The sequence below is a fragment of the Halioglobus sp. HI00S01 genome, from assembly GCF_001635445.1.
GTDB classification, from domain to species: Bacteria; Pseudomonadota; Gammaproteobacteria; order Pseudomonadales; family Halieaceae; genus Halioglobus; species Halioglobus japonicus.
This window is the reverse complement of record NZ_LWEE01000387.1, coordinates 44,634-66,065: the sequence shown is the minus strand read 5'-3', so window position 1 is coordinate 66,065 and position 21,432 is coordinate 44,634. Positions and strand designations below refer to the sequence as shown.

The window sequence follows — 21,432 nt, the reverse complement described above, 5'->3', positions numbered from 1 at the left end:
CCAATTTATACACCCTGCATTCATACCAAAGATAAGGATGCAGTGCAGATGAATCTGGCCCAGACTGTCACAATCTCCCCGGATGCCATCCATCAGGAAGTGTCCGGTGAAACCGTGATTCTCGATCTCAAAAGCGAGAACTACTTCGGCCTGGACGAGGTCGGTACGCGTATTTGGCAACTCACCGAGGAAACCGGCAGCTTGCAAGATGTGTACGACCGCATGCTGGCTGAGTATGACGTTACCGCAGAGCAGCTCGAGGAAGACATGGGCGAGCTGTTCAGCAAACTGGCCAAGATGGGCCTGGTCGAGCTGAGCGACTGAGCGCTCCGCGCCGCAACAATTAATAATGGCTGCTCGAGCAGTCAGCACCATAAACCAAACGGAGTGACCTATGGGAAGCATCATCTTCTGGCTCGTGCTACTGGCGCTGGTGATTTACATCATCAGTATTTACAACCGCCTGGTCACTCTCAAAAATCGCTACAAGAACGCCTTCGCGCAAATTGAAGTACAGCTCAAGCGCCGCTACGACCTCATCCCCAACCTGGTAGAGACGGCCAAGGGCTACATGGCCCACGAACGCGAAACCCTGGATGCCGTGGTCACCGCCCGCAACGACGCGGCCGCCGTGCTGAAGGCGCTGGAAAACGGCAACCTCGGCGCCACCGACCTGGGCAACCTCGCCAGCGCGGAAAACGCCCTGCAGGGCGCCCTGGGCAAATTGAACGTAACCATGGAGGCCTACCCGGACCTCAAGGCCAGCGACAACATGATGCAACTCACCGAGGAGCTCACCACTACCGAAAACCGCATCGCCTTCGCCCGCCAGGGCTTTAACGATGCCGTCATGGCCTTCAACACCTACCGCCAGAGCTTCCCCCCGGTATTCTTCGCCGCCCGCTTCGGCCACCCCGAAGACGCCCAACTCTTGGAGTTCGACGATTCCCCCCAACTCCAGGCCGCCCCCAAAATCGCCTTCTAACACCTTGGGGTCAGGTCTTATTTTTCTGAAACAGCTGTTTCAGAAAAATAAGACCTGACCCCAGGGTTTCCGACAGCGGGAAGGGTTATGGATTTTTTTCAGCAACAGGATATTGCTCGCAGAAACAGCCGGCTGCTGGTGACTCTGTTTGTGGCGGCGGTGTTTTTGTTGGTATTGCTTACCAACCTGCTGGTATCGGGCTTTCTGTACTTCAGCCAGGATTACAACGTGTATTCGGGCAGCAGCGGTGTGCAGAGCTTTATGGCCTTTTTTAGCTGGGAGCGCTTCGGGGCGATCGGCATGGCCACCACGGCCACGATCGCGCTGGTAATATTGTTCAAGTGGATACACCTTTCCAGCGGCGGCAAGGTAGTAGCCGAGAGCATGGGCGGCGTGCGGTTGCTGCCGCAAACCACCGACAAAGCCGAACGCCGCTGCCTCAATGTGGTAGAGGAGATGGCACTGGCGGCAAATATGCCGGTGCCGGCGGTCTACATACTTCCGGAAGAGCGCGGCATTAACGCCTTCGCCGCCGGGATCGTGCCGGCAGACGCCGTAGTCGCGGTGACACGGGGCTGTATTGACCACCTCACCCGCAAAGAACTGCAGGGCGTTATCGCCCACGAGTTCAGCCACATACTCAACGGCGATATGCGCCTGAACATTCGCCTGGCGGCAATGCTCAAGGGCATTACGTTTGTGGGCGATGTGGGCCACATTCTGATGCGCAGCACCAACCGCGTTCGCACCGGGGCACGCAGTAATAATGAGGGCCCAGCACTGCTGATACTGGGCCTGCTGCTGTGGCTACTGGGCTGGTTGGGCGGTCTCGCGGCGGGCTTTATCAAGGCCGCCATCAGCCGCCAGAAAGAATATCTGGCCGACGCCAGTGCGGTGCAGTTCACCCGCGACAACAGCAGCATTGCGGATGCGCTGAAGGTCATAGGGGGCTATGTGCCCGGCACGCTGGTGCACGCCGCACGCGCGGTAGAGATGTCGCACATTTTCTTTGGCCAGGTGGAGCATCACTTGTGGCAGGTGTTTTCCACTCACCCGCCGCTGGCCGAGCGCATTCATCGCGTCGACCCTGCCTGGGATGGCCAGTTCATCAAACGCCAACCCAAGCATTACCCCAACCCCGGCACCTCGGCGGCTGAATCAGGGCTGGCACGCGCAGGTATCATAGCGGCTTCGATGGCGGCCACAGCAGATGTGGCTGACCAACAGGATGAGGTAAGCGCTGAGGAAGACGCCTGGTTTGGCGAACCCGCAGACTTTGAAGCGGAGACCGCGACTCAGGCCGCTATTCCCGTGGCCCTGGTGCGCCACAGCCACGAACCGTTAGGCGCCCAGGCACTGGTGTGTGCGCTGCTGGCCAGCCCACAGGCGCCGGTTTACCAGGTGCAGTCACAAGTGCTTAGCGAATCCGGTGTGCAGGGCCTGGCCGAGCTCACCCATACCGTTTACCCAGCGGTACAGGCGCTGGGAGCACCCAAGCGGTTGCCGCTGCTCGAGCTGTGCCTGCCCGCTCTCAAGGCCATGTCCCTCGGACAGTATCGGGCCTTCAAAACCAATCTGCTGCAACTGATTAAAGCGGACACGCGCACTGAACTGCATGAATGGTGCCTGTTCCAACTCGCTCGCCACTACCTGGATCCGGAATACATCCAGGTGAAGCCCAGCAAGCCGCGCTACCGCAAGCTGGCCAAGGTCGACTTCCATTTACGCGTGGTCCTTTCCACCCTCGCCTATGAAGGCGGCGCCAGCAGCATAGAGGACAGCGAACAGGCCTTCCGCCTGGGCGCCGATGAACTGGGTTTCAATAAAATGCAGTTGATGCAGCGCGACCAGATGAGCGTGGCAGCCTTCAGCCAGGCCGTGCACGAGCTGGCCAGCTGCTACCCCCTCCTAAAGCCGCGGATACTAAAAGCGATGACGCTTGCCGCCGGCGCCGACGGCGCTGTCACCGCCGAAGAGCGCGAAATTGTCGCGGCGATGGCCGCGGTAATGGACTGCCCCCTTCCCGGCTACCTGCAGAGCTGAAGCCCGCCCCACCAAAATCGACCATTCGCTGGCGAGGCACGCCCCCTGTGCTAGGCTGATCCTTACCGTCAAGGATGACGGCACACATAACAGTTTCTGAACCACAACATGGAAGTTTTGGCTATGGAACACGCACTGACCTCTCGGGCGGGAGCTGGCTCCGGCTACCTGCCCGATGTGAAAGCACTCATCGGCAACCCGTTGCTGGCACCCATGCCACCCCAGCCCGTTGCCCCACCTGAACCTGACGCCAGCGAAGGCTTTCTGCCGCGGGAGAGACCCTCACATCAGATCTGCACCGCCGAGCGCGTCCTGAAAATACTACTGGAGAGTAACCTGGCGCGAGTGAGGGCCGATTCCGTTGCCGAGACCCTCGGCATGAGCGGCACCACATTGCGCCGGCGCCTGCGGCAAGACCACACCTGCTACCAGTTTTTGCTGGACCGGGTGCGGCAATACCGCTGTGAACGCTCACTGCGAGATCGTTGGCGACCGGGCAAATGCCTGGCGGATGAACTGGGTTACCTGGAAGTGAACAGCTTCTACCGCGCCTTCCAGCGCTGGACCGGGCTAACGTACAGCCAGTACAGGGAACAGAGCGGATACTGAAGTGAGGCGGTTGCGTCAGCCGACCAGTGTGAGGCCTTTGTAATTGCCGATCATCACCTTGTTCCGGCCGCGCTCCTTGCCGTGATACAGGGCGGTATCTGCCCGGGCAACGCAGGCGTCGAGCGTCTCACCCTTGCGATACTCTGCGACACCAAAGGTCATTGTGAGGCTTAAGCGTTCACCACCGTACTCGAATACATTGTCGGCGATGGTTTCGCGCAACTTCTCGGCGAGTACCGCCGCGCCTTCGGAATCTGTCTCGGGCAGCATGAGAATAAACTCCTCGCCGCCCCAGCGGGCCACGCGATCGACATCGCGGGTGCGGTCGCGCATCAGCTCGCCTACCCGGCGCAGCACGTGGTCACCGCAGGCATGGCCGTACTGGTCGTTGAACTGCTTGAAGTGATCCACGTCGGAAATGACGATCGAGAACTGCTTACCCGAGCGCTGTGAACGGCTGATTTCCTGGCTGACTTCATCGGTAAAACCGCGACGGTTCAGCAGGCCGGTGAGGTGATCAATACTCGCCGCCCTCATGAGCTTTTCATTGGCGTCGCTGAGTTCGGCGGTTCGATCCGCCACCTGCGCTTCCAACTCGGAATGCATGGACGTGTAGCTGCGCGCCATGGATACAGCCATGGCCAACAGAATAGCCACGAAACCGACCGGCGACAGCCGCGGGGTTTCGATGTGGAACAGGTCGATGGTCACATCGTTGACGCAAGTGGCCATAAAGATAAACGTACCCACCGCCACCGAGCGTGCTTCGGGGTTGCCCCGGCGTGTCTCCGCCAAAATGACATATACGGTATAGGCCACTACGCCCAGTGCCAGGAATTGCTCGTAGCGGAGCGTGTAGAAGTTCACATTCTGCCCCGGAATCAACATCACCGCGGCGGAGAACACCACAAAGGCCACCTGCACCATCCGCAGCCACGGTGGCACGCCAATTTTCAGCACCGCCCATACCAGTTGAATACCGAGGGCAGGGAACAGGTAAATAGCGCCGAACTCTATTTTCTTCAGGGTGCCGAAATCCAGACCCAGCATAAACTTCCATTGGGTGAGCATCAGCCCGTAGAGCGCGATCACCATCGACGCCAGGCCAAACCACAGGTAACTCACCAGGACCTTGTTCTGCGCGTAGATGTACAGGTGGTACAAGCCAAACGCGAAAATGAGCACGGCAAACAACAGGCCCGGCAATTCACCGATCACACCTTTCAGTAATAGCGGTGCAAATTCACCGAAGCGGAATTCACCGCCGGATGGGCCCGCACTCCAGGCATTCACTAAGGGCTCCGGGCCGCCCCATACACGCATGGCCAGCACCACGCGACCATGGGCATCAACGGCAGAGGCGGGAATGACAAATACGCGCTGGCGGTCGTAGTTAATATCACCCAGGGGAGGCAGTTGTCCGACTTTACCGACTAACTCACCACCGGCATAAAGCTCAAACGCACTCATCACCTTGCCGGTGCGAATGGCCAGACTTTTTACCTGGTCGCTGGCAACGAGGTTCGAGTCGAGTTGGATCGTCAGCCGATACCAGGCCATGTGATTGAATTCTGGGTAACCCGGGCGCTCCCACCGTCCGGGAACACGACGCACCTCCCACTCGGCATCGCTGTAGGTGGGCGAAGCCCAGGCCATGTCGTCGCCGGGCATAAACCGCCAATCGCCTTTCAGCGATAGCGACTCACGCAGCAGATGCTCGTCCACATGGGCAGCGACAGTATCGTTCGCCGAGACAAGGCTCGCCTGTCCCGCCAGAAGCAGGAGTGCGAGGCAGCCCAGCAAAAGTTTGCTCGCCGCCGACTGAAGGGTACTGATCTTGGCCACGTTGTCCTTCAATCCCTCGAAAATGGGGATCATCAGTATAGGGAAATTACAGTGGCCGGTGGCTTGAGGGGCGTAAAAGCTAGAGTTCCGTCACAGTTCAGGACAGCTTTTCTGTACTTTTTCGCAAAGCACTACTTGATCTAGAGCCAACCGCGGTAGCGATACACAAGATAACCGACATATTCCCGCAAGGCATACGTGGTGCGGGCCAGATCGTCCACAGTGGGAAAAAAGGGCGGCACCGCGGGTGTACCGACGAGGCGCTGGTAATCGGTGGGCGCGGGAATCACCTCGTACCCTTCGCGCGCAAATAAGGGCACGGCGCGGCGCATATGCCAGGCAGACGTTACCAAGTGAATTTTCTCAACGCCTTTGCCGTCGAGAATCACTTTTGAAAAAACGGCGTTTTCGTGGGTATCACGGCTGTTGCTCTCCTTAAGAATAGCCCTGGCCGGCACGCCCATGGTTACCAGAATCTGCTCCATGATATCCGCCTCGGATCGGTCTCCTGGCCCGGCCCCGCCGCTCACCAAAATAAACGGGGCCTTGCCGTTTTTATAGAGATCCGCCGCGTGCAGCATGCGGTCAGCCGCGTGGTTGAGATCGCCGTGGCTACTCCAGTGAGTATCGCCGCGGGTGCCGCCGCCCAGCACGACGATCGCTTCCGCTTTGGGCACAACTGACATCACTTTGGGGCGGTAATCGTCCTCGAGGCTGCCCATCAGGAAATCCGCAAACAGGGCGCTGGAACACACATACAGCCAGGCCGTGGCAAAGAAGATCAGCCACTTACCGCTGCGCGGCCAATCTTTCTTCAGCAGGAATAATCCAATTAATACCGCCAGAATCACCTGGGTGAGCGGATACACCAGCAGCGACAACAGTTTTGTAACGGCAAATGAGATGGGGCAACTCCTGTATACTCGAACGCGCTTGGGACCATACTAAGCCACAAATCAACAAGAACAAGGAATAGATACCATGCAATATGTCGCGATTGTCACCATCCTCATGCTCGTGCAATACACGGCTTACATGTTGCTGTGCGGCTTTGCCCGGGGCGAGAACGTGGTGGCGCCAGCCACCTCCGGCGACGAAAAATTCGAGCGCGCCTTCCGGGTGCAGATGAACACCCTGGAACAAATGGCAGTGACTTTGCCCGCCATGTGGGTGTGCGCGTATTTTTTCAGCCCGCTGTGGGCGGCGGGCCTGGGCGTGATGTTTATGGTGGGCCGGCTGCTGTACCGCAACGCCTACATGAAGGACCCGGCCACGCGCGGCCCGGGCATGGGCATCGGGTTTCTCGCAAACGTGGGCCTTATGGTGCTTTCGCTGTGGGGTGCTATCGGCCAGCTATAACAGCGAGGCTGCGAACTCAGCCGGAATAACCGGCCGGGTTCGCCGACTGCCAGCGCCAGGTGTCGGCGCACATATCTTCCAAGGTGCGGCTGGCTTTCCAGCCCAGTAACTCTTCGGCCAAAGCCGGGTCTGCCCAACATTCAGCAATATCCCCCGCTCGGCGCGCAACAATCTCATGCGGCACAGGCTTGCCACTGGCGGCCTCGAAGGCTCGCACCATGTCGAGCACTGAAGATCCATTGCCCGTGCCGAGGTTCACGGTGAGCAGGCCGGGCTTTTCCAGCACATAGTTCAGTGCCGCTACATGGCCTTCTGCGAGATCAACCACATGAATGTAATCACGCACGCCAGTGCCATCGGGCGTGGGGTAATCATCGCCAAACACAGCCAGTTTTTCCCGTCGGCCTACCGCCACCTGCGCCACAAAGGGCATCAGGTTGTTCGGAATGCCGCTCGGGTCTTCACCGATACGGCCACTGGCGTGAGCGCCCACCGGGTTAAAGTAGCGCAGCCGGCCGATGCTCCAGTTGGGGCGAGCTACCGCCCAGTCGCCGAGAATCTCCTCCACCATAAGCTTGGAACGACCATAGGGGTTGGTGGCCGAGGTAGGGAAATCTTCGCGAATCGGCACAGAGGCCGGGTCGCCATAGACGGTGGCCGAGGAGGAGAAAATCATTCGGGTGACACCGGCCTGCTCCATGGCACCCAGCAACACCAGCGTGCCATTCACGTTGTTGTTGTAGTATTCGAGAGGCTTCTCGACAGATTCGCCCACGGCTTTGAGGCCGGCAAAGTGCATTACGGCGTCGATGCGGTGAGAGGCAAATACATCGGCCAGGCACTGGGCGTCACGAATGTCGCCTTCGATGGCGGGGATGTCTGCGCCGGTAATCTGTTCCACCCGGGCTACCGCTTCGCGGCTGCTATTGCACAGGTTATCCAGCACCACCACGGTAAAACCCGCTTCGACGAGGGAGACACAGGCGTGGCTTCCGATATAACCCGCACCACCGGTGACCAGAACAGTTTGCGACATAAATCAATTCTCGAACAAATATTGGACGAACACGCGCATCCTAACATAGCGGCGCTTGTCTAAATCACTTATCCTCGGCAAAAGCTCACTCGCGCAAGAAGTCCAGATGCATATTCTCGTTACCGGCGCCGCCGGCTTTATCGGTTTCCACACTAGCCAGAAACTCCTCGCCCGCGGCGATACCCTGGTGGGGCTGGATAACCTGAACGATTACTACGAGGTAAGTCTCAAGCAAGCCCGTTTGGCGCTGCTCGAGGCACAGCCTGGTTTTACCTTCATTGAGGCCAATCTGGAAGATCGGCCTGTGCTTGAAGCACTGTTTGCCGAGCACCAGTTCGACGCCGTAATCAATCTAGCGGCTCAGGCGGGCGTACGCTATTCGCTGGAGAACCCCCACGCCTACATCGATAGCAATATCGTGGGCTTTACCAACATTCTCGAGTGCTGCCGCCATAACAACGTTGGCCATCTCGTCTACGCCAGCTCCAGCTCGGTGTACGGCATGAACAGCACCATGCCCTTCTCCGTGCACGACAATGTGGACCATCCGATTTCGCTCTACGCCGCCAGTAAGAAAGCCAACGAACTGATGGCCCACACATACTCGCACCTGTTCGGCCTACCCACTACCGGCCTAAGGTTCTTCACGGTGTACGGCCCCTGGGGCCGACCCGACATGGCACTGTTCCTGTTCACCCGCGCCATTCTCGCCGGCGAGCCCCTCAAGGTATTCAACGAAGGCAATATGCAGCGCGACTTCACCTACATTAACGACATCGTCGAAGGCGTGGTGCGTGTCACCGACAACACGGCCACCCCCAACCCCGACTGGGACAGCGCCAACCCAGACCCGGGCACATCCAGCGCGCCTTACCGTATCTACAATATCGGCAACAACAACCCGGTAAAACTGCTCGACTACATCGGCGCTATCGAAAACGCTCTGGGCATGAAAGCCAAGCTCGAACTCCTGCCCATGCAGCCCGGGGATGTTCCCGCCACTGCCGCCAACATCGATGCCCTCGAGAACGCTGTGGGCTACCGGCCCAGCACCCCAGTCAGTGAAGGCATCGATAATTTCATTCGCTGGTACCGCGAGTTCTACGGCGCCTGAACTACTCCGGCGTCTCCACAAATAAAATCTCTGCGGAGACGTCGTCTTTCACCACCTCCATGCGCCCACGATGCAGCTGCCGGTGGTGAAACCGGCACAAGGTCACCAGGTTGACGAGGCTTGTCTCACTCCCTTCGGACCATTGCCCGCCGGATGCGCGCAGGCACCACACGCGACCTTCGACCCACGTTCAGCACCAGGCCATCCTCGCTCTCGATCACCGTCACCAGCAAAGCATCGCAACTCAACCTACGCGCCGTTTCAGGCGCCAGACTCGGCGTCTGCTCATAATCGGCGCGCCCATGCACACAACACACCCCCGATTTCTGTTCCCGTAGCGTGTTCACATCCACTTGCAACACCACCTGGCACCGTTCGGCGCCCTTCAGCCCCTGCAGCTGCGAATAGTTCGGCGCCATCGCCAGAAAGTGTTCCACCAAACCCACAAACCCATCCGCCCGATTTTGGTCCATAAACTGCTTGTGCTTCTCCGCGGAGATTGTTTCTTTGGCCTGCTCATACTCCACATCCGGCGACGCGTTAACATCCTCGCCTCTGATCACCCTATCTTCCGCGTCGCGCGCACGGGCAATTATGTTTCGTGCCGCTGCCTGCATTCGCCCTTTGTGCACTGCGTCCCAGTCCGCCTGCCGCGCCTCCCAAATGGGCTTTGTCATCGTGTCGATTGTTCTGCACACCACAAGCCCTTCCTCCGGGGTAAACCGGCCGTGTATCACCACCGTGCCGTCGTCATCGTCATCGTGGAACCAGTAAAAATCCCGCTTCTACTCCCGCAGCGCTTCAACTTCGCGCTTAGACATCACACAGCGCGGAAAAAGCGCCTGCTACTGGATAGTGGGTATGAGGTGAACCAAGCTAGCGAATAAAATCACGAAGAGAAGGCAGCACCAAGGCAGCAAAGGTGATGGCCTGCATCCAAAACATTAGCCTGAATTTGCCTTCGGCGCGCTCAAAGCGAAGGTTGACCTCAACAAACCGCTTCTCGATCTTTGCGTCGAGCTCTGATTTGGACGCGGTAAACCTGGCATCGAGGTAATCGTTGGTCACCAGCGCATTGAAATTTTGAACCACCATTGTCGCCGTACCTTTCGCGATGGCGCTCGCCTGGGCCCTGGAAATACCCACCTCTTCCATTTGCCGCACGAGCTCATCAGAACCCCAGAATATGGCTGCCATCGCACACCCGGTTAATTGTTTACTAAGCGCATCAACTAGGCTCAAGAGCGCGGAATGGCTTTGACAAGACAAAGGATCATACCCTAGTCTTTTTGTTACTTAGCTGTTGTATTTTTGAAGCGATAGATAGTTTTAACATGGGTGTCTTAATACTGGTTCTCCAAGTCCTGCTGATTGCCCTAGTGCTTGCTCGGGCGAGCGTATCAGTGGGCCTTCGCGTGGGGCTTCTGGACCACCCGGATAGCCGCAAAAGCCACGTGGGGGCTATTCCCCTGTCCGGTGGTCTCGCGATCTTCCTGACCATCATCACCGGCTCTTTCTTGCTTGGCATTCCCCCCTTCACCTGGGCCATGCTGGCCATCGCGGCGTTCGTTTTTATTATTGGCGTCTTCGACGATGTGAAACACATCAACCCTTGGATCCGGCTGGGCATCGAGTATGGCGCGGGCATTATGCTCGCGACTTGGGGCGGAATATCTATACAGAATGTCGGCAACTTACTCGCGATGGGAGACATTCCCCTGCTCTTGCTCGCAGCGCCACTGACAGCACTCTCGGTGGCCGGGCTGTGCAACGCCTACAATATGCTTGATGGAATCGACGGGGTGTCATCATCGCTGGTCGCGCTGCCGCTGGCGGTGCTCTTTGGCCTGGCGGTGAACGCCGGCCACCCCCACGCCAACGCGTTGCTGCTGATGCTCATTCCGATAGGTGTCTTCCTGTTGTTCAACCTGGGCCCCAACAATGCGCTGCTGCCGAAAATGTTTCTTGGTGATAGCGGCAGCATTACCCTTGGTTTTCTGGTCACTGCAGCGCTGGTATTTTTCTCGCAAGGCGAAACAGCGATCATCGAACCGGTAACGGCACTCTGGCTGGTATGCCTGCCACTCATGGATATGCTGGCGACCATGCTGCGGCGCGCGAGAAAACGGCTTCCACTGATGGAAGCAGACCGCATGCACCTGCACCACACATTGGTGGATACTACGGGACTTGGAAAACGCGCGGCGCTGGCGGTGATGGTCTCGTACGGTGCGATTGCGGCGGCGGCGGGCCTGGCGCTGGAAGCGCTACCTGCCTATGTCAGCCTGGCACTATACTTCTTGCTGTTCGCTATTCACTGTGGCTTCGTTATAAAAGCGGAGTCACTCGCCACTAAAAAACCTGGCAAACCAGCCCTTCTGCCGTGATGAGGGATTAAACGGGCGAGTACCCTCTGGGTCCAACCCCCAGGGCAGCGGCACCTCGCCTGGTGCAGTATTGGCAATAATCGCTGCGGGTCTTCCCTGCACCAACCTGTCAGCCTCTTCCTCGCCCACGATGAGTGCGGCCGCGTCACGTGCCTCGCGCAGTTCAGGCGTGCGATTCTTGAGATTATGTCCATCAGATGCCAATAAATGCGTGTAACCCTCTTCCAGAAAACGCTCGGTAATTTTCTTTACCCGGGGGCCAAACCGCCCCAGCAGGCTGCCGCCTGTGAGCTGAATCCAGGCGCCGGCCCGGGCGACCCCCACGAATTTGTCAAAATCTGACTCGATATAGGTCAGTCGCTCAGGATGGGTGATAACAGGCACATAACCCGCCAGCAAGGCGTTGTGAATCAAATCCGCCATACGTGGCAGGGGCACATGATGCGGGGGTTCAAACAGGAAATAGCGGCTGCTATTCAAGCTTGGCAGGGTGCCATCCTGCAAGCCCCGCACAAGGTCCGGCACCACCTGGATGTCAGCGCCATAGGTCAATTCCAGAGGAATATTCGCCTTTTTCAACTCTTCCCGAAAACTGGCCACTGCCTCGCGGATACCGGCGTGGGTGTTTTCGAACAAGCCCGGATAGATATGCGGAGTGCAGGCGGTCATCGTGATGCCGTCGGCTACGGCCAGTTCAGCCATACGCAGGGCGGATTCTAGGTCCCGGGCACCATCGTCTATCCCGGGCAGCATATGGCAGTGAAGATCAATCATAAGAACAGCAGAACCAAAAACGGTAAGAAAACAGCACCATCAATGGTTCAGTATGACAAAACCGAGCAGGTAGGCAAGACAACACCGCAAAATGGATACATTAGGCAACGAAGAAAGGTGCGATTTTCACCTTGCCATGCCCCAAGTTCGCTCCTATCCTTGCCATTACGATAAGAGCCCCTAAGAAGAAGCGCGCGCGACATATTAATCTGACTTACAGGGATCGTGATCTATGAAACAGCTTCTGACCTCTATTTTCACCCTAAGTGCCGTGGCCACCGGCTTATCTGCCACCGCCGAAGACAAGCAAACCATACTGACGTGCAGGCTCCCGTGATGGCAGATCAGGTTGAAAGCTACGTTGAGGCCACTGAGAGCATGTTCCTGTACCCCGGCGACCGCCTGATGGTCATGAAGGGTGGCAGCGCTCAGGCGCATTTTGCCAATGGCTGCATACAAAGCCTAGGCGACAACGAAATCGCGACCATAGGATCGCCAGAGGCCTGTGAAAGCATCTCCACCGCAGCCACACACAATCAGGTAGGTGCGACTCCAACAGCGACGACAATGCGGCCATCTCTCTGATTTCACTGAATAACCCTCACCGCTGGAAGACAACTCTCCAGAGAGGTCTTCCATGCTTGCACCACCCTCCTTCCACACATGACCGCTAAAAGTCCCACTGGCTCGAGCCTCACAGGCTGGGAGCAGCTACAGTTGCTGTGCCTATTGCTGACGGATAGTGAACCGACGAGTTACATTGAGCGCATCAATTCGACAGATAGCTGGCCGACACTCGTGGACCTCGCGAGCAGCCATCAGTGCCTGCCTGCGCTAGCCGCGAAGCTAAACGCGTGCGCCCACCTCTCTTGCGCACCAGAAACAACCCCTGCATCGCTGAATGGACTTGGCAGGCAAGTTGCCGTGCGGACAATGTCCATTTACGCACAAGCTCTGAGGCTGGCCGAAACCCTCAACAAGGCAGAAATAACGCCTATATTCCTAAAAGGTACTGCAACCCTTTTGAGTTCGAAGGCAGCAGATTTCGCGGCGAGAGACCAAGCGGATATCGACGTGGTCGTCGAGCCCGCTAATTTGCGCGCCGCTTGCGAGCAGCTGGTGGAGGCGGGCTATCGTTTTACTACCACAAGGCCCAACGACAACAAAGGAAATGTCACCACGCATAGAGACATTGAGAGAGCCCTAAAAGAATCTCGCTACCACCACCATCTGCCACCGATGACACACCCGAAAGCAACGGCACTGGTCGAGTTGCATCGTTACCATCTCCCCGCTGGCTTCGATCAGGCAGGAATTTTAGAGGACCTGCTCAACACCGCAGCTACACATACCGCCGGCGACATTCGTTTCAGGGTGCCCAGCTTCGAACACCGTGCCATTCACCTGATTCTCGGGAGTTTCGTTCACGATGGTTACGCCGCCACCTGCCGAGTGCCGATTCGGCCTGCTTTGGACTACATACAGTTGATGAGCGAGGCCACGGCCGACGATACAAAAATTGATAACGCCAGCGTGGCCCAGACATGTGGCATTAGAGGGGAACAATTTTTCTATTTACTCAAGTGGCTATTCGAAGTAGAAGCGCCCATTTTATTTACAGAGGCTAAAGCTAATGCGCTCACTGAGCGACTTATAAAGGCTCGGTACAACAATGCGAGAACAGCGACTTACCTCGATACATTGGGCCGAGTTCGGCACCTTGGGAAAAAGATGTTAGTAAGCCCTGGTAAACTTACGGGGTATATCCGCAATAATTTGAAGGGATAGGTCACGCTGAAGGCAGCTTACCCATAATAAAGCAGCCGAATAGATAGATAGTGGCCGCACCCACAACGCCCATCGCCAAGTCAGACAGTGAAAACGATCGGTTGGGAATAAGTGCCTGCGAGCCTTCTTCCAGTAACACCAGCAGCAGGGCCAAACCAAACGCCTTGCGCATGCGTGCCACTGGTCTACCTCCAGACAGGAATAGCCAGCCAGCAACCACAAATGCAGCACCCATCAAGGCGTGGGCCATCTTATCGCCGCCCAGCCACTCCTGGACACGATAAATATCGTGGATAAAAACCCCTTTGTTCGCAACACCGAAGTTCCGACGACTGCCAGCACCAAGAATACGCCTGCAAAAATTCCCAGATAACGTCTAGACATCCAATCAGGGCCTTGACCCGGGTTCAATCCATAAACGGATTTCTGTCACTACCCTCATCCACCGGCTGTAGCAGCGGCTTCGACCGCTCAACAGGAACGCGGGGCGTGTTGCGCTTGCGAGGCTTCGGAGCCGGTTCAGAATAGGGGTGAAAGAACACGCCTGCAAGAAATCCAAAGTAGACCATATTGGCCGGCACAAAGAGATTGAAGTCAACCATCTGTTGCATTCATTGCCAAAGCCGTTTGCCCCAATTCATCTGTTGATGCCTTTGAACCAATACAAAGAATAGCGAAACTTCCTGAGGAGACCCGACTAGTTTCCGGCCTTGACGTTAAAATTTATCCTTTGGCAACCTCAAACATAGAGGGTCAGCTCCAAATTTTCGATCCTGGAGGTGATATGGTTTATAGCGCTTCTCTAGATGCGGAATTCCTAGGGAGCCGTATGGATTCATACTATGGTATCGGTCACCACTATTGAAAAATTCTGCTCGACACACGGACTAAAGCCAAACCATGTTAAGAACGTCGAGGGGGTTGAAGGCAAAGTTCTTCTAGGCGCGAGAGAAGTTCTGGAGCAAGGAAACTGCAAGTACATTTGCGAATGGAGGTGGAGCGGAAAAGAATAGAGAAGCAGCCAACCTACTCGAGCGGTGTGGATACGTTGCTCTTGACCCTTCCTGCTTAGATAGAGTTGACCTAGGTAGCATTGAAGACCACGAAGATCGAAACGTACTTCTAGTCCATTCGAGCAAGGCCCCTTCATTAGAGATATTGCCCAAGGGAACCTTGTGAGACATCTCCGCCATAGCCCAGGGTATGAGATGTAGTGGTCAACTATTCTCGGACAATGGTTTAGGTCTATTTTCTGCGTCAGCGGGCGATAGACCCCCGTTTGTACTGATGCGGCCGTTGCCAGTTGTAGTAGTCCATCAGGTAGCAACCGATGTCCCGCTTCGCCTCACTGAACGGTGCCCTGCAAGCCCCTCTGCACCTATACATAAAAAGTGCTTCATTTATAGCGAAGCCAGGGAGTCGACTAGGCAAATAGGCAACGGACATAGATACATCTCTAAACCCAAGCTTTTGAGGAAAATGGGAGCGGAATTCTGGTTTGGATAATCGGGGATAAAGCCACCTCCTTACGCTGCCAATATGTCCTTTGAGTTTTTTATGATTTCCGTAAACGCTCCTCGTCCACCAAATGTAAAGTGGGTTGCACTCATACAAGATTGATAGGCCAATCCATGTACTCCGTTACGATGAACATTGTGGGCGATGAAACCATTAACTGCCTTGAGTTCCCCCCCGCCTTAGACTCCCAGCATAACTGTTTCTGGATGGGAATCACGAAGAATGTGGGCCTGGAGCGTTGGTGAGAAATCCCCAAAGCACAATTTTTGGAGCTCATTGACTTCTGTCCAAACATCTTCATCTTGTAAATTCAGCTGCTCGATATCCAAGGCTCTTCCCTCTGCGACACTCTTTTTATATAGGAAGTATCAGTAAATATCCGTACATCAAGTTTCGACCAATACTGAAATCTTCCAGAGCCTATGGAGAGAAAACGCATCTCCTGAAATCAGCCGATAGAAAGAACAACTATTCTGTAATGAAGCATTCCCTCTATCACGAGAATTTCCAAGGGTACATCAGTTCACTATATCTGACTTAATCGGCATAGATCTCACAAAAAATTTCGCCAACTTGGCTGCGCCCTGCTCTGTAGGGTGAATTTTGTCAGATACTAGTAACTCACCATTGGAAGATAGCGTACAGAGGCCCTCCTCGCACATTTCTGCCTCGGGATAAATTCTAGTAATAGGGCGTGATATTCTGTCCAAAATTCTGTAACTAAACTCCGACGAATTGAGTACATTTGCTCGTGTCTCCTGGACAAGAGGCCATTCTACTTGATGTACCAATGACTGCTGAATATAACGTAGGACGTCTTTGGAGCTTCTTACTACAGGGTAGACAACTGTCACACTAATATCATTGCTTCTGAGTATATCTATAGTTGAATCGAGGCTAGATGCCAATTGCTCAGATACGTTAATGTTATTTGATAATATGTCCCCGCCTCCGAAATCGAGATACTCTGAGCCAAAAAAGTCATCCCAATTCGCCATCAATATAACCGTGTCAATCTTATTGGATAAAATCATTTCGATAGCGACTTTGTTAAACTCTCTGCAGTTTGATGACCACCTGTGATACGCGCGCTCTACCCCACTTATTGGTGCGCAATGTCCATGCGTTAGCTGTAGCAGGCCTATATCCAGATTCGCAAATTCAGCTGCAACAGAAGGAGCCACAGCTGCAGCAATAGAATCTCCCCAGATTGCGTACGCTGTATTCCGGTCACGACCGTAACGACAATCACTCATTGGCATATCTCTCGGCGCGCCATCATCAATTTGAAAAAGGCAGTAGTTACTCCACGAACCGATTTCATCAAGGTCATTAACTATGGATGGAAGTCTATTAGGCAAGCCTTCATTTCGAACCACATGAACCCCAAAAAGAGATAGAATCGCAATAGACAGTGCTAATGTGGCAAGAAACAACCTTGCAGGCATAAAACTAGATCGTCTCATTGGCGCCTCCACAACCTTCCATGAAAGCGCCGCACATACAAATGTAGTAATAAGAAAATAGAGGACATCGAAGCCCAATATTTCGTCTTGCGTGCGTATACGCCAAAACGCCAAGATTGGCTGGTGGAACAGGTACAAACTGTAACTTATGAGTCCTATAGAAACCAATAAACGCATAGATAGAAGAGCATTTACCAGCGTTCCCCGAACCGCTCCTATAAGTATAAGAGAGGTACCCAACACAGGCACAAGAGTATATATCGATGGAGTTGGGACAGTTTCGTCAAAAACTAAGATAGAAAATGTAACTAGTGCCAGACCAGCCATAGAAACATAATTGGCTGACTGCACACTCAACCGAAAGCTTGAGAGCGCCAAGATAGAACCGACTAATAGCTCCCAAGCCCGAGTCGGTGCGAGGTAAAAATTCGCTGATTCAGCGTTACGCCAGCCCCACTCTGCCAGCAGTAAACTAGCTGTAGCAAGGATTATCAAAAGTACTACCTGAGGTTTGGCGCCGTAGTGCACCGTCGTCACAAGAAATGCAGGAAAGAGAAGGTAAAATTGTTCTTCTACAGCAAGGCTCCAAGTGTGCAGCAAAGGCTTGAGATCTGCATCTGTATTGAAATAGCCGATTTCGCTCCAGAAAAAAATATTTGAAACGAAATATGGGATACTAAGAACACTTCTCGCAAAGCTATCCAAATCATCCGGAAGCATCCAAAGCCAAGCAAAGGGAACCGTCAAAAACGTCACTAGAAAAAGTGCCGGCAATATACGTCTTAGCCTACGCATATAGAAATTAGAGACAGAGAAAGCCCCCTTTTTCTGGTCTCTAACTATGATCGAGGTGATCAGGTAACCGCTAATAACAAAGAAAACATCGACGCCTACAAAGCCACCAGAAAAAGTTGAAATCCCGGCATGAAAAAAAAGCACCGGAACCACCGCCACGGCTCGCAACCCATCAATCTCTGGACGATACCTCATGCTGCATCCCAAACACCGTGAAAAGTATGTAAACCCCGAAGATTTTACTCAACCAAAAAACTAGCGCGGTCATTAGATCAAATTTTCTATTTCGGCGATCGAACCATTCTCTAGCCTAATGATGCTATCGCAGTATTTAAGTGTCTCTAGGCGATGAGCAACTATTATAATTGTTTTGTTTCCATGGAGTTTTTTAAGAGACTCTACTAAAGCGGCCTCGGTATCTTTGTCCAGCGCACTAGTAGCCTCATCAAAAACGAGTATTTCCGGGCTGCTATACAAAGCCCTTGCTATGCCAATCCTCTGGACTTGGCCTCCTGAAAGACGGACCCCACGCTCACCCACTACAGTTTTAAAGCCGTTCGGTAGCAAGTGTATGAACTCATCTGCCTGGGCTATCTTTGCGGCCCTTCGAATCCTCTCCTCGTCCATGCAATCTTTATGCACACCGAACGCGATATTTTCGGAGATAGTAGTGTCACTGAGGTAGATAGATTGAGGTACGTAACCGATAGTTTTTCTCCAGCCGCCAAGATTTCGCTCCGACAGTCGACAGCCGTCAACTAGTATTGCGCCTCGATAGCCTGGTAACAAGCCAAGTAACAAATCAATGAATGTACTTTTTCCCGCGCCTGTTTTTCCAACCACACCATATGTTCTATGAGCTAATATTTTGCAATTAAGTGAATCCAAACTTGGTCTATCCGCGCCCGGGTAGGTGAATGTTGTATCACGCAGTTCGATACAATCACTCAATCTAAACCGCTTCTCGACCTTTGGATCAGATTCCGAATTTATTTCAGTCACGTCGCGCATAGCCAAATAGAGATTGTCGAGCCCTGCATGGCCGAAGTCTAGCTGGACGTATGACGCGTACACTTGCTGCAAATTTGGGAGCAAGCGATAGCCAGCGTAAATGTACACTCCCATCATCGGAATTTTTTGTATAAAATTTTCGTCTGTCCCGAGGAAAATAGTAGCCACAAGTATGACGCTTACTAGCGTAATAGCTTCCAGAAGATATCTAGGAAGCTCACCCAAGAAACCATTCATCGCCGTCGTTCTGGTGTTATCTTTCACTGCTATCGCGAATTTACGGAGAAAATACGTCTCTTTACCAAGCATCTTTATGGTCTTTATGCCGGCCAACAGTTCATTGGCTGACTTCGCTCGATCAGTATTGGAGCTTGCTCTCAACTCCCCTTGCCTACTAATCTTCCGCCTAACAAAAAGAAAAACAAGCACATAAGCCAGTCCAAAACCAAAGCCAACAATCGCTGCGAGTATCGGGTCCATAAAGACAATTAGTAGTATTATCGCGATGGAAGCTATTAAGCGCGCTATAAATCGCAACACAGGCCTGAGGATCGAGCTAGATACGAAATCAATTTCCGATATCACATTCTTGTGAAGCTCAGCAGTATTATTGTCTAAAAAAAACGTATAATCCTGTTCTGCGTAATGAGCCATCAATCTGGTTGAAATAGAGTAGCGGAAATTCCCCGCAATTCTGAGCTGCGCCCAGAGAGTAAAAGCAATAAAGGCATTACTAATGCAAATAAAGGTTGAAGAAAAAACACCAAGATAAATCAAAAATTCCTCTGGCGATTCGGCCCCCGAGTATCTATAAGCAAAGCTCAACCATTCGTTAGCATAAACTGCTTCGGGATTCGTGGCAGTGGTCAAAAATGGTGAAATCGAGGCGATTCCAATCATTTCAAACATCGCGCTAAATATGACTGCAGCCATCAGTAAGTAGAGCTGAATTCGCTCTCTTGGCTGAAGTAAGAATAAAAGCTTTCGAACTATTTGCATCAAATTAACCAATAGATATGTATTTCTTCTAGAACGATCCAAAAAATGCCACTAAGCGACTGATCATATTCTGAACTTACTTACCATCTAACCTTTAAAAGCTTTCGACCGCATACTGCTGCCTTGATATGGAACCCTCTCGATCAGGCAGACATTCCCTGCATGCCAAATATTCATTTTTTAACGGCTCAGTTCAACACCGCACCATCGAACTAACGTTTTAGAATACTAGTCTTTGGTGGTATTCTGCAGAAAGAAAACAGAGCGGGACTACTCTAAGATGAGTCAAACATTTAGCTAACTAGGGTTTTCAGATCAACCAATAAAGACCAGTCAGCATTTGCTTTTAGTTGTCAATCTTTCAAATAACTGTCTGTGCCAGCAACCGCATTCACTACATTCTCATAACGGAGCTGAGGACGACCAGTTGCATTCCCAATTCTGATTCGAGCTTCACGATAGACATCTCGTGACTTCTCAAAAAGGCCCAGCTTAAAGAGCACTTTTCGAACGAGAGTGTTTTTTTTTCTTCGAGCTGCTAAAACCTCAACTCCGTGGTCTATTCTTTGGCGTGATTCAGAATCAAGAGTACCAACATAGTGATGCCACTCAGCTTTCATGTCCTTAGTATCTAAACCAGAACCATGAAACTCCTTGACCATTATTTCGCGATATAGCGACAGGCAGTAACCCACAGTATCAATATGGTAGTCGCCAAGCTTGGGCTCTACTCTCTTCATGGCGTAGAAATCTCTATACAAGGTGTTCTGAACTGCATGTATTCGAGTAGGACAATCCTGAAAAGGGTCTACGCCAGGGTAATTTTCGAGGAATTTTTCCATGCCATTAACCACAGAATTTCGACCATTACTCTGAGATCCGAAAGTACAATAGAAAGGTTTATCTACCAACAAAACGTCTAATGCGTGTGCCAACAAAAGAAACGACGATGTATAGTCCGGGGAGATTTCATGAAATAGCTTCCCGTGCTGGTCACGAACAGCATCACAGATCCTCCTACTATAAAGACAGTTCATACCCCGCGGCAGATTGGTAGCCAACATCGAATCATCATTCCAAGCGTCAAACTTCAAGAAATCCCTCAGAACATCCTGCGCACTTCTCGATACAATTTCACCCGTGAAAGATGCTGTACGCTCAGTACGAGTAACACTGGAGTATCCTGAGCGAACATTTGACATAACAATGTCGGGGCTAGACGCTGAATTTCCAATTATCTCACGCCAGGTCGAAACTGCACTTGGTCTCAATGCGTAATGATCACAGAGTATGGCCAGGTAATCACCAGTGAAACCCTTGGCTGCAAACTCCCAATGGTCGGCCATATTTAGCCTCTTATCGGGACGAACAAGAGAGACAGAAACAGAACTATTTAACTTGGCTTTCTCGACAGCCTCTCTAACCTGCAACTGATCCTCTACCCGTGTAGAGGTATCGGAAACTATAATCTCCATATTCTCATCGGTTTGCGAGGCAGCGCTCTCAATAGCAAACCGTACTAATTTTCCACGATTGTGGGTCGGTATAACTACTGATATAAAATTCGGACCTTTCACTTTAATACCCTTCTGAAAGCTAAGTGCTTCTATCTAAGTAAATAGCACTAACAATTACCCCTGAGAACACTTGTGATTCGGCTCGAACTATCATCTCCGATGCAGAGTGTCTGTAATACCTAGAAC

20 protein-coding genes and 1 pseudogene are annotated in these 21,432 nt (G+C 53.2%); 9 read left to right on the top strand and 12 right to left on the bottom strand.

Going from position 1 to position 21,432, the window contains the following annotated elements:
* Positions 1 to 48: 48 nt before the first annotated feature.
* The 4 genes from A3709_RS21305 to A3709_RS21290 all read left to right on the top strand — a co-directional run bounded on the left by A3709_RS21305 (position 49) and on the right by A3709_RS21290 (position 3,637).
* Positions 49 to 324 carry a PqqD family protein gene (locus A3709_RS21305; RefSeq protein WP_066059530.1) on the top strand — a complete coding sequence of 92 codons (276 nt, stop codon included), beginning with the start codon at positions 49 to 51 and terminating at the stop codon, positions 322 to 324.
* Between the two features lie 70 nt (positions 325 to 394).
* The gene (locus A3709_RS21300) at positions 395 to 985 is read left to right on the top strand and encodes a LemA family protein (protein ID WP_066059527.1); all 591 of its coding nucleotides are present in this window, start codon (positions 395 to 397) and stop codon (positions 983 to 985) included.
* A gap of 87 nt (positions 986 to 1,072) precedes the next feature.
* Positions 1,073 to 3,028, top strand: a complete 1,956-nt coding sequence (locus A3709_RS21295; protein ID WP_066059524.1) for a M48 family metalloprotease — start codon at positions 1,073 to 1,075, stop codon at positions 3,026 to 3,028.
* A 123-nt stretch (positions 3,029 to 3,151) separates the two neighbouring features.
* Entirely contained in the window at positions 3,152 to 3,637 is a 486-nt protein-coding gene (locus tag A3709_RS21290) for a helix-turn-helix domain-containing protein (RefSeq protein WP_231871279.1), read from the top strand.
* Between the two features lie 15 nt (positions 3,638 to 3,652).
* On the opposite strand, the gene A3709_RS21285 is transcribed toward A3709_RS21290, so the two are convergent.
* Positions 3,653 to 5,482 carry a diguanylate cyclase gene (locus A3709_RS21285; RefSeq protein ID WP_197484357.1) on the bottom strand — a complete coding sequence of 610 codons (1,830 nt, stop codon included), beginning with the start codon at positions 5,480 to 5,482 and terminating at the stop codon, positions 3,653 to 3,655.
* Positions 5,483 to 5,622: 140 nt separating this feature from the next.
* Entirely contained in the window at positions 5,623 to 6,363 is a 741-nt protein-coding gene (locus A3709_RS21280; RefSeq protein ID WP_082850292.1) for a YdcF family protein, read from the bottom strand.
* Positions 6,364 to 6,463: 100 nt separating this feature from the next.
* Between A3709_RS21280 and A3709_RS21275 the strand changes: the two genes are divergently transcribed.
* Entirely contained in the window at positions 6,464 to 6,841 is a 378-nt protein-coding gene (locus A3709_RS21275) for an MAPEG family protein (protein WP_066059515.1), read from the top strand.
* 16 nt (positions 6,842 to 6,857) lie between these two features.
* Here the strand turns inward: A3709_RS21275 and galE are convergent, their stop codons facing one another.
* The gene (gene galE, locus A3709_RS21270; RefSeq protein ID WP_066059512.1) at positions 6,858 to 7,877 is read right to left on the bottom strand and encodes a UDP-glucose 4-epimerase GalE; all 1,020 of its coding nucleotides are present in this window, start codon (positions 7,875 to 7,877) and stop codon (positions 6,858 to 6,860) included.
* Between the two features lie 106 nt (positions 7,878 to 7,983).
* Between galE and A3709_RS21265 the strand changes: the two genes are divergently transcribed.
* Positions 7,984 to 8,991, top strand: coding sequence for an NAD-dependent epimerase (locus A3709_RS21265; RefSeq protein WP_066059509.1), 1,008 nt, complete (start codon positions 7,984 to 7,986; stop codon positions 8,989 to 8,991).
* A 125-nt stretch (positions 8,992 to 9,116) separates the two neighbouring features.
* On the opposite strand, the gene A3709_RS21260 is transcribed toward A3709_RS21265, so the two are convergent.
* Both A3709_RS21260 and A3709_RS21255 read right to left on the bottom strand, forming a co-directional pair.
* A complete protein-coding gene (locus A3709_RS21260) occupies positions 9,117 to 9,668 on the bottom strand; it encodes a hypothetical protein (protein ID WP_231871278.1) in 552 nt (183 codons plus the stop codon).
* 199 nt (positions 9,669 to 9,867) lie between these two features.
* Positions 9,868 to 10,188, bottom strand: a complete 321-nt coding sequence (locus tag A3709_RS21255) for a hypothetical protein (protein ID WP_066059504.1) — start codon at positions 10,186 to 10,188, stop codon at positions 9,868 to 9,870.
* A 218-nt stretch (positions 10,189 to 10,406) separates the two neighbouring features.
* On the opposite strand from A3709_RS21255, the gene A3709_RS21250 reads away from it, so the two are divergent.
* Entirely contained in the window at positions 10,407 to 11,378 is a 972-nt protein-coding gene (locus A3709_RS21250) for an MraY family glycosyltransferase (RefSeq protein ID WP_197484356.1), read from the top strand.
* Here A3709_RS21250 and A3709_RS21245 read toward each other — a convergent pair.
* Complete coding sequence (locus A3709_RS21245; RefSeq protein WP_066059499.1) at positions 11,334 to 12,152, bottom strand: tyrosine-protein phosphatase; 819 nt, start codon at positions 12,150 to 12,152, stop codon at positions 11,334 to 11,336. The two genes, A3709_RS21250 and A3709_RS21245, sit on opposite strands and share 45 nt — an antisense overlap.
* 336 nt (positions 12,153 to 12,488) lie before the next feature.
* Between A3709_RS21245 and A3709_RS21240 the strand changes: the two genes are divergently transcribed.
* Both A3709_RS21240 and A3709_RS21235 read left to right on the top strand, forming a co-directional pair.
* On the top strand, positions 12,489 to 12,737 hold the full coding sequence (locus A3709_RS21240; protein ID WP_066059496.1) for a hypothetical protein: 249 nt from the start codon (positions 12,489 to 12,491) through the stop codon (positions 12,735 to 12,737).
* Between the two features lie 78 nt (positions 12,738 to 12,815).
* Positions 12,816 to 13,940 (top strand): nucleotidyltransferase family protein, encoded by a 1,125-nt coding sequence (locus A3709_RS21235; RefSeq protein WP_066059493.1) that lies wholly within the window; start codon positions 12,816 to 12,818, stop codon positions 13,938 to 13,940.
* Between the two features lies 1 nt (position 13,941).
* On the opposite strand, the gene A3709_RS21230 is transcribed toward A3709_RS21235, so the two are convergent.
* From A3709_RS21230 to A3709_RS21205, 6 genes and pseudogenes are all read right to left on the bottom strand, one after another.
* Complete coding sequence (locus A3709_RS21230; protein WP_066059491.1) at positions 13,942 to 14,190, bottom strand: hypothetical protein; 249 nt, start codon at positions 14,188 to 14,190, stop codon at positions 13,942 to 13,944.
* Positions 14,191 to 14,347: 157 nt separating this feature from the next.
* Complete coding sequence (locus tag A3709_RS21225; RefSeq protein ID WP_066059488.1) at positions 14,348 to 14,542, bottom strand: hypothetical protein; 195 nt, start codon at positions 14,540 to 14,542, stop codon at positions 14,348 to 14,350.
* 615 nt (positions 14,543 to 15,157) lie between these two features.
* Positions 15,158 to 15,287, bottom strand: a pseudogene (locus A3709_RS24755) (IS3 family transposase); the annotation flags it as partial.
* A 689-nt stretch (positions 15,288 to 15,976) separates the two neighbouring features.
* A complete protein-coding gene (locus A3709_RS21215) occupies positions 15,977 to 17,914 on the bottom strand; it encodes an acyltransferase family protein (RefSeq protein WP_066059482.1) in 1,938 nt (645 codons plus the stop codon).
* A gap of 72 nt (positions 17,915 to 17,986) precedes the next feature.
* Positions 17,987 to 19,729 (bottom strand): ABC transporter ATP-binding protein, encoded by a 1,743-nt coding sequence (locus A3709_RS21210; RefSeq protein ID WP_066059479.1) that lies wholly within the window; start codon positions 19,727 to 19,729, stop codon positions 17,987 to 17,989.
* Positions 19,730 to 20,082: 353 nt separating this feature from the next.
* On the bottom strand, positions 20,083 to 21,306 hold the full coding sequence (locus A3709_RS21205; protein ID WP_197484354.1) for a glycosyltransferase family A protein: 1,224 nt from the start codon (positions 21,304 to 21,306) through the stop codon (positions 20,083 to 20,085).
* Positions 21,307 to 21,432 lie beyond the last annotated feature (126 nt).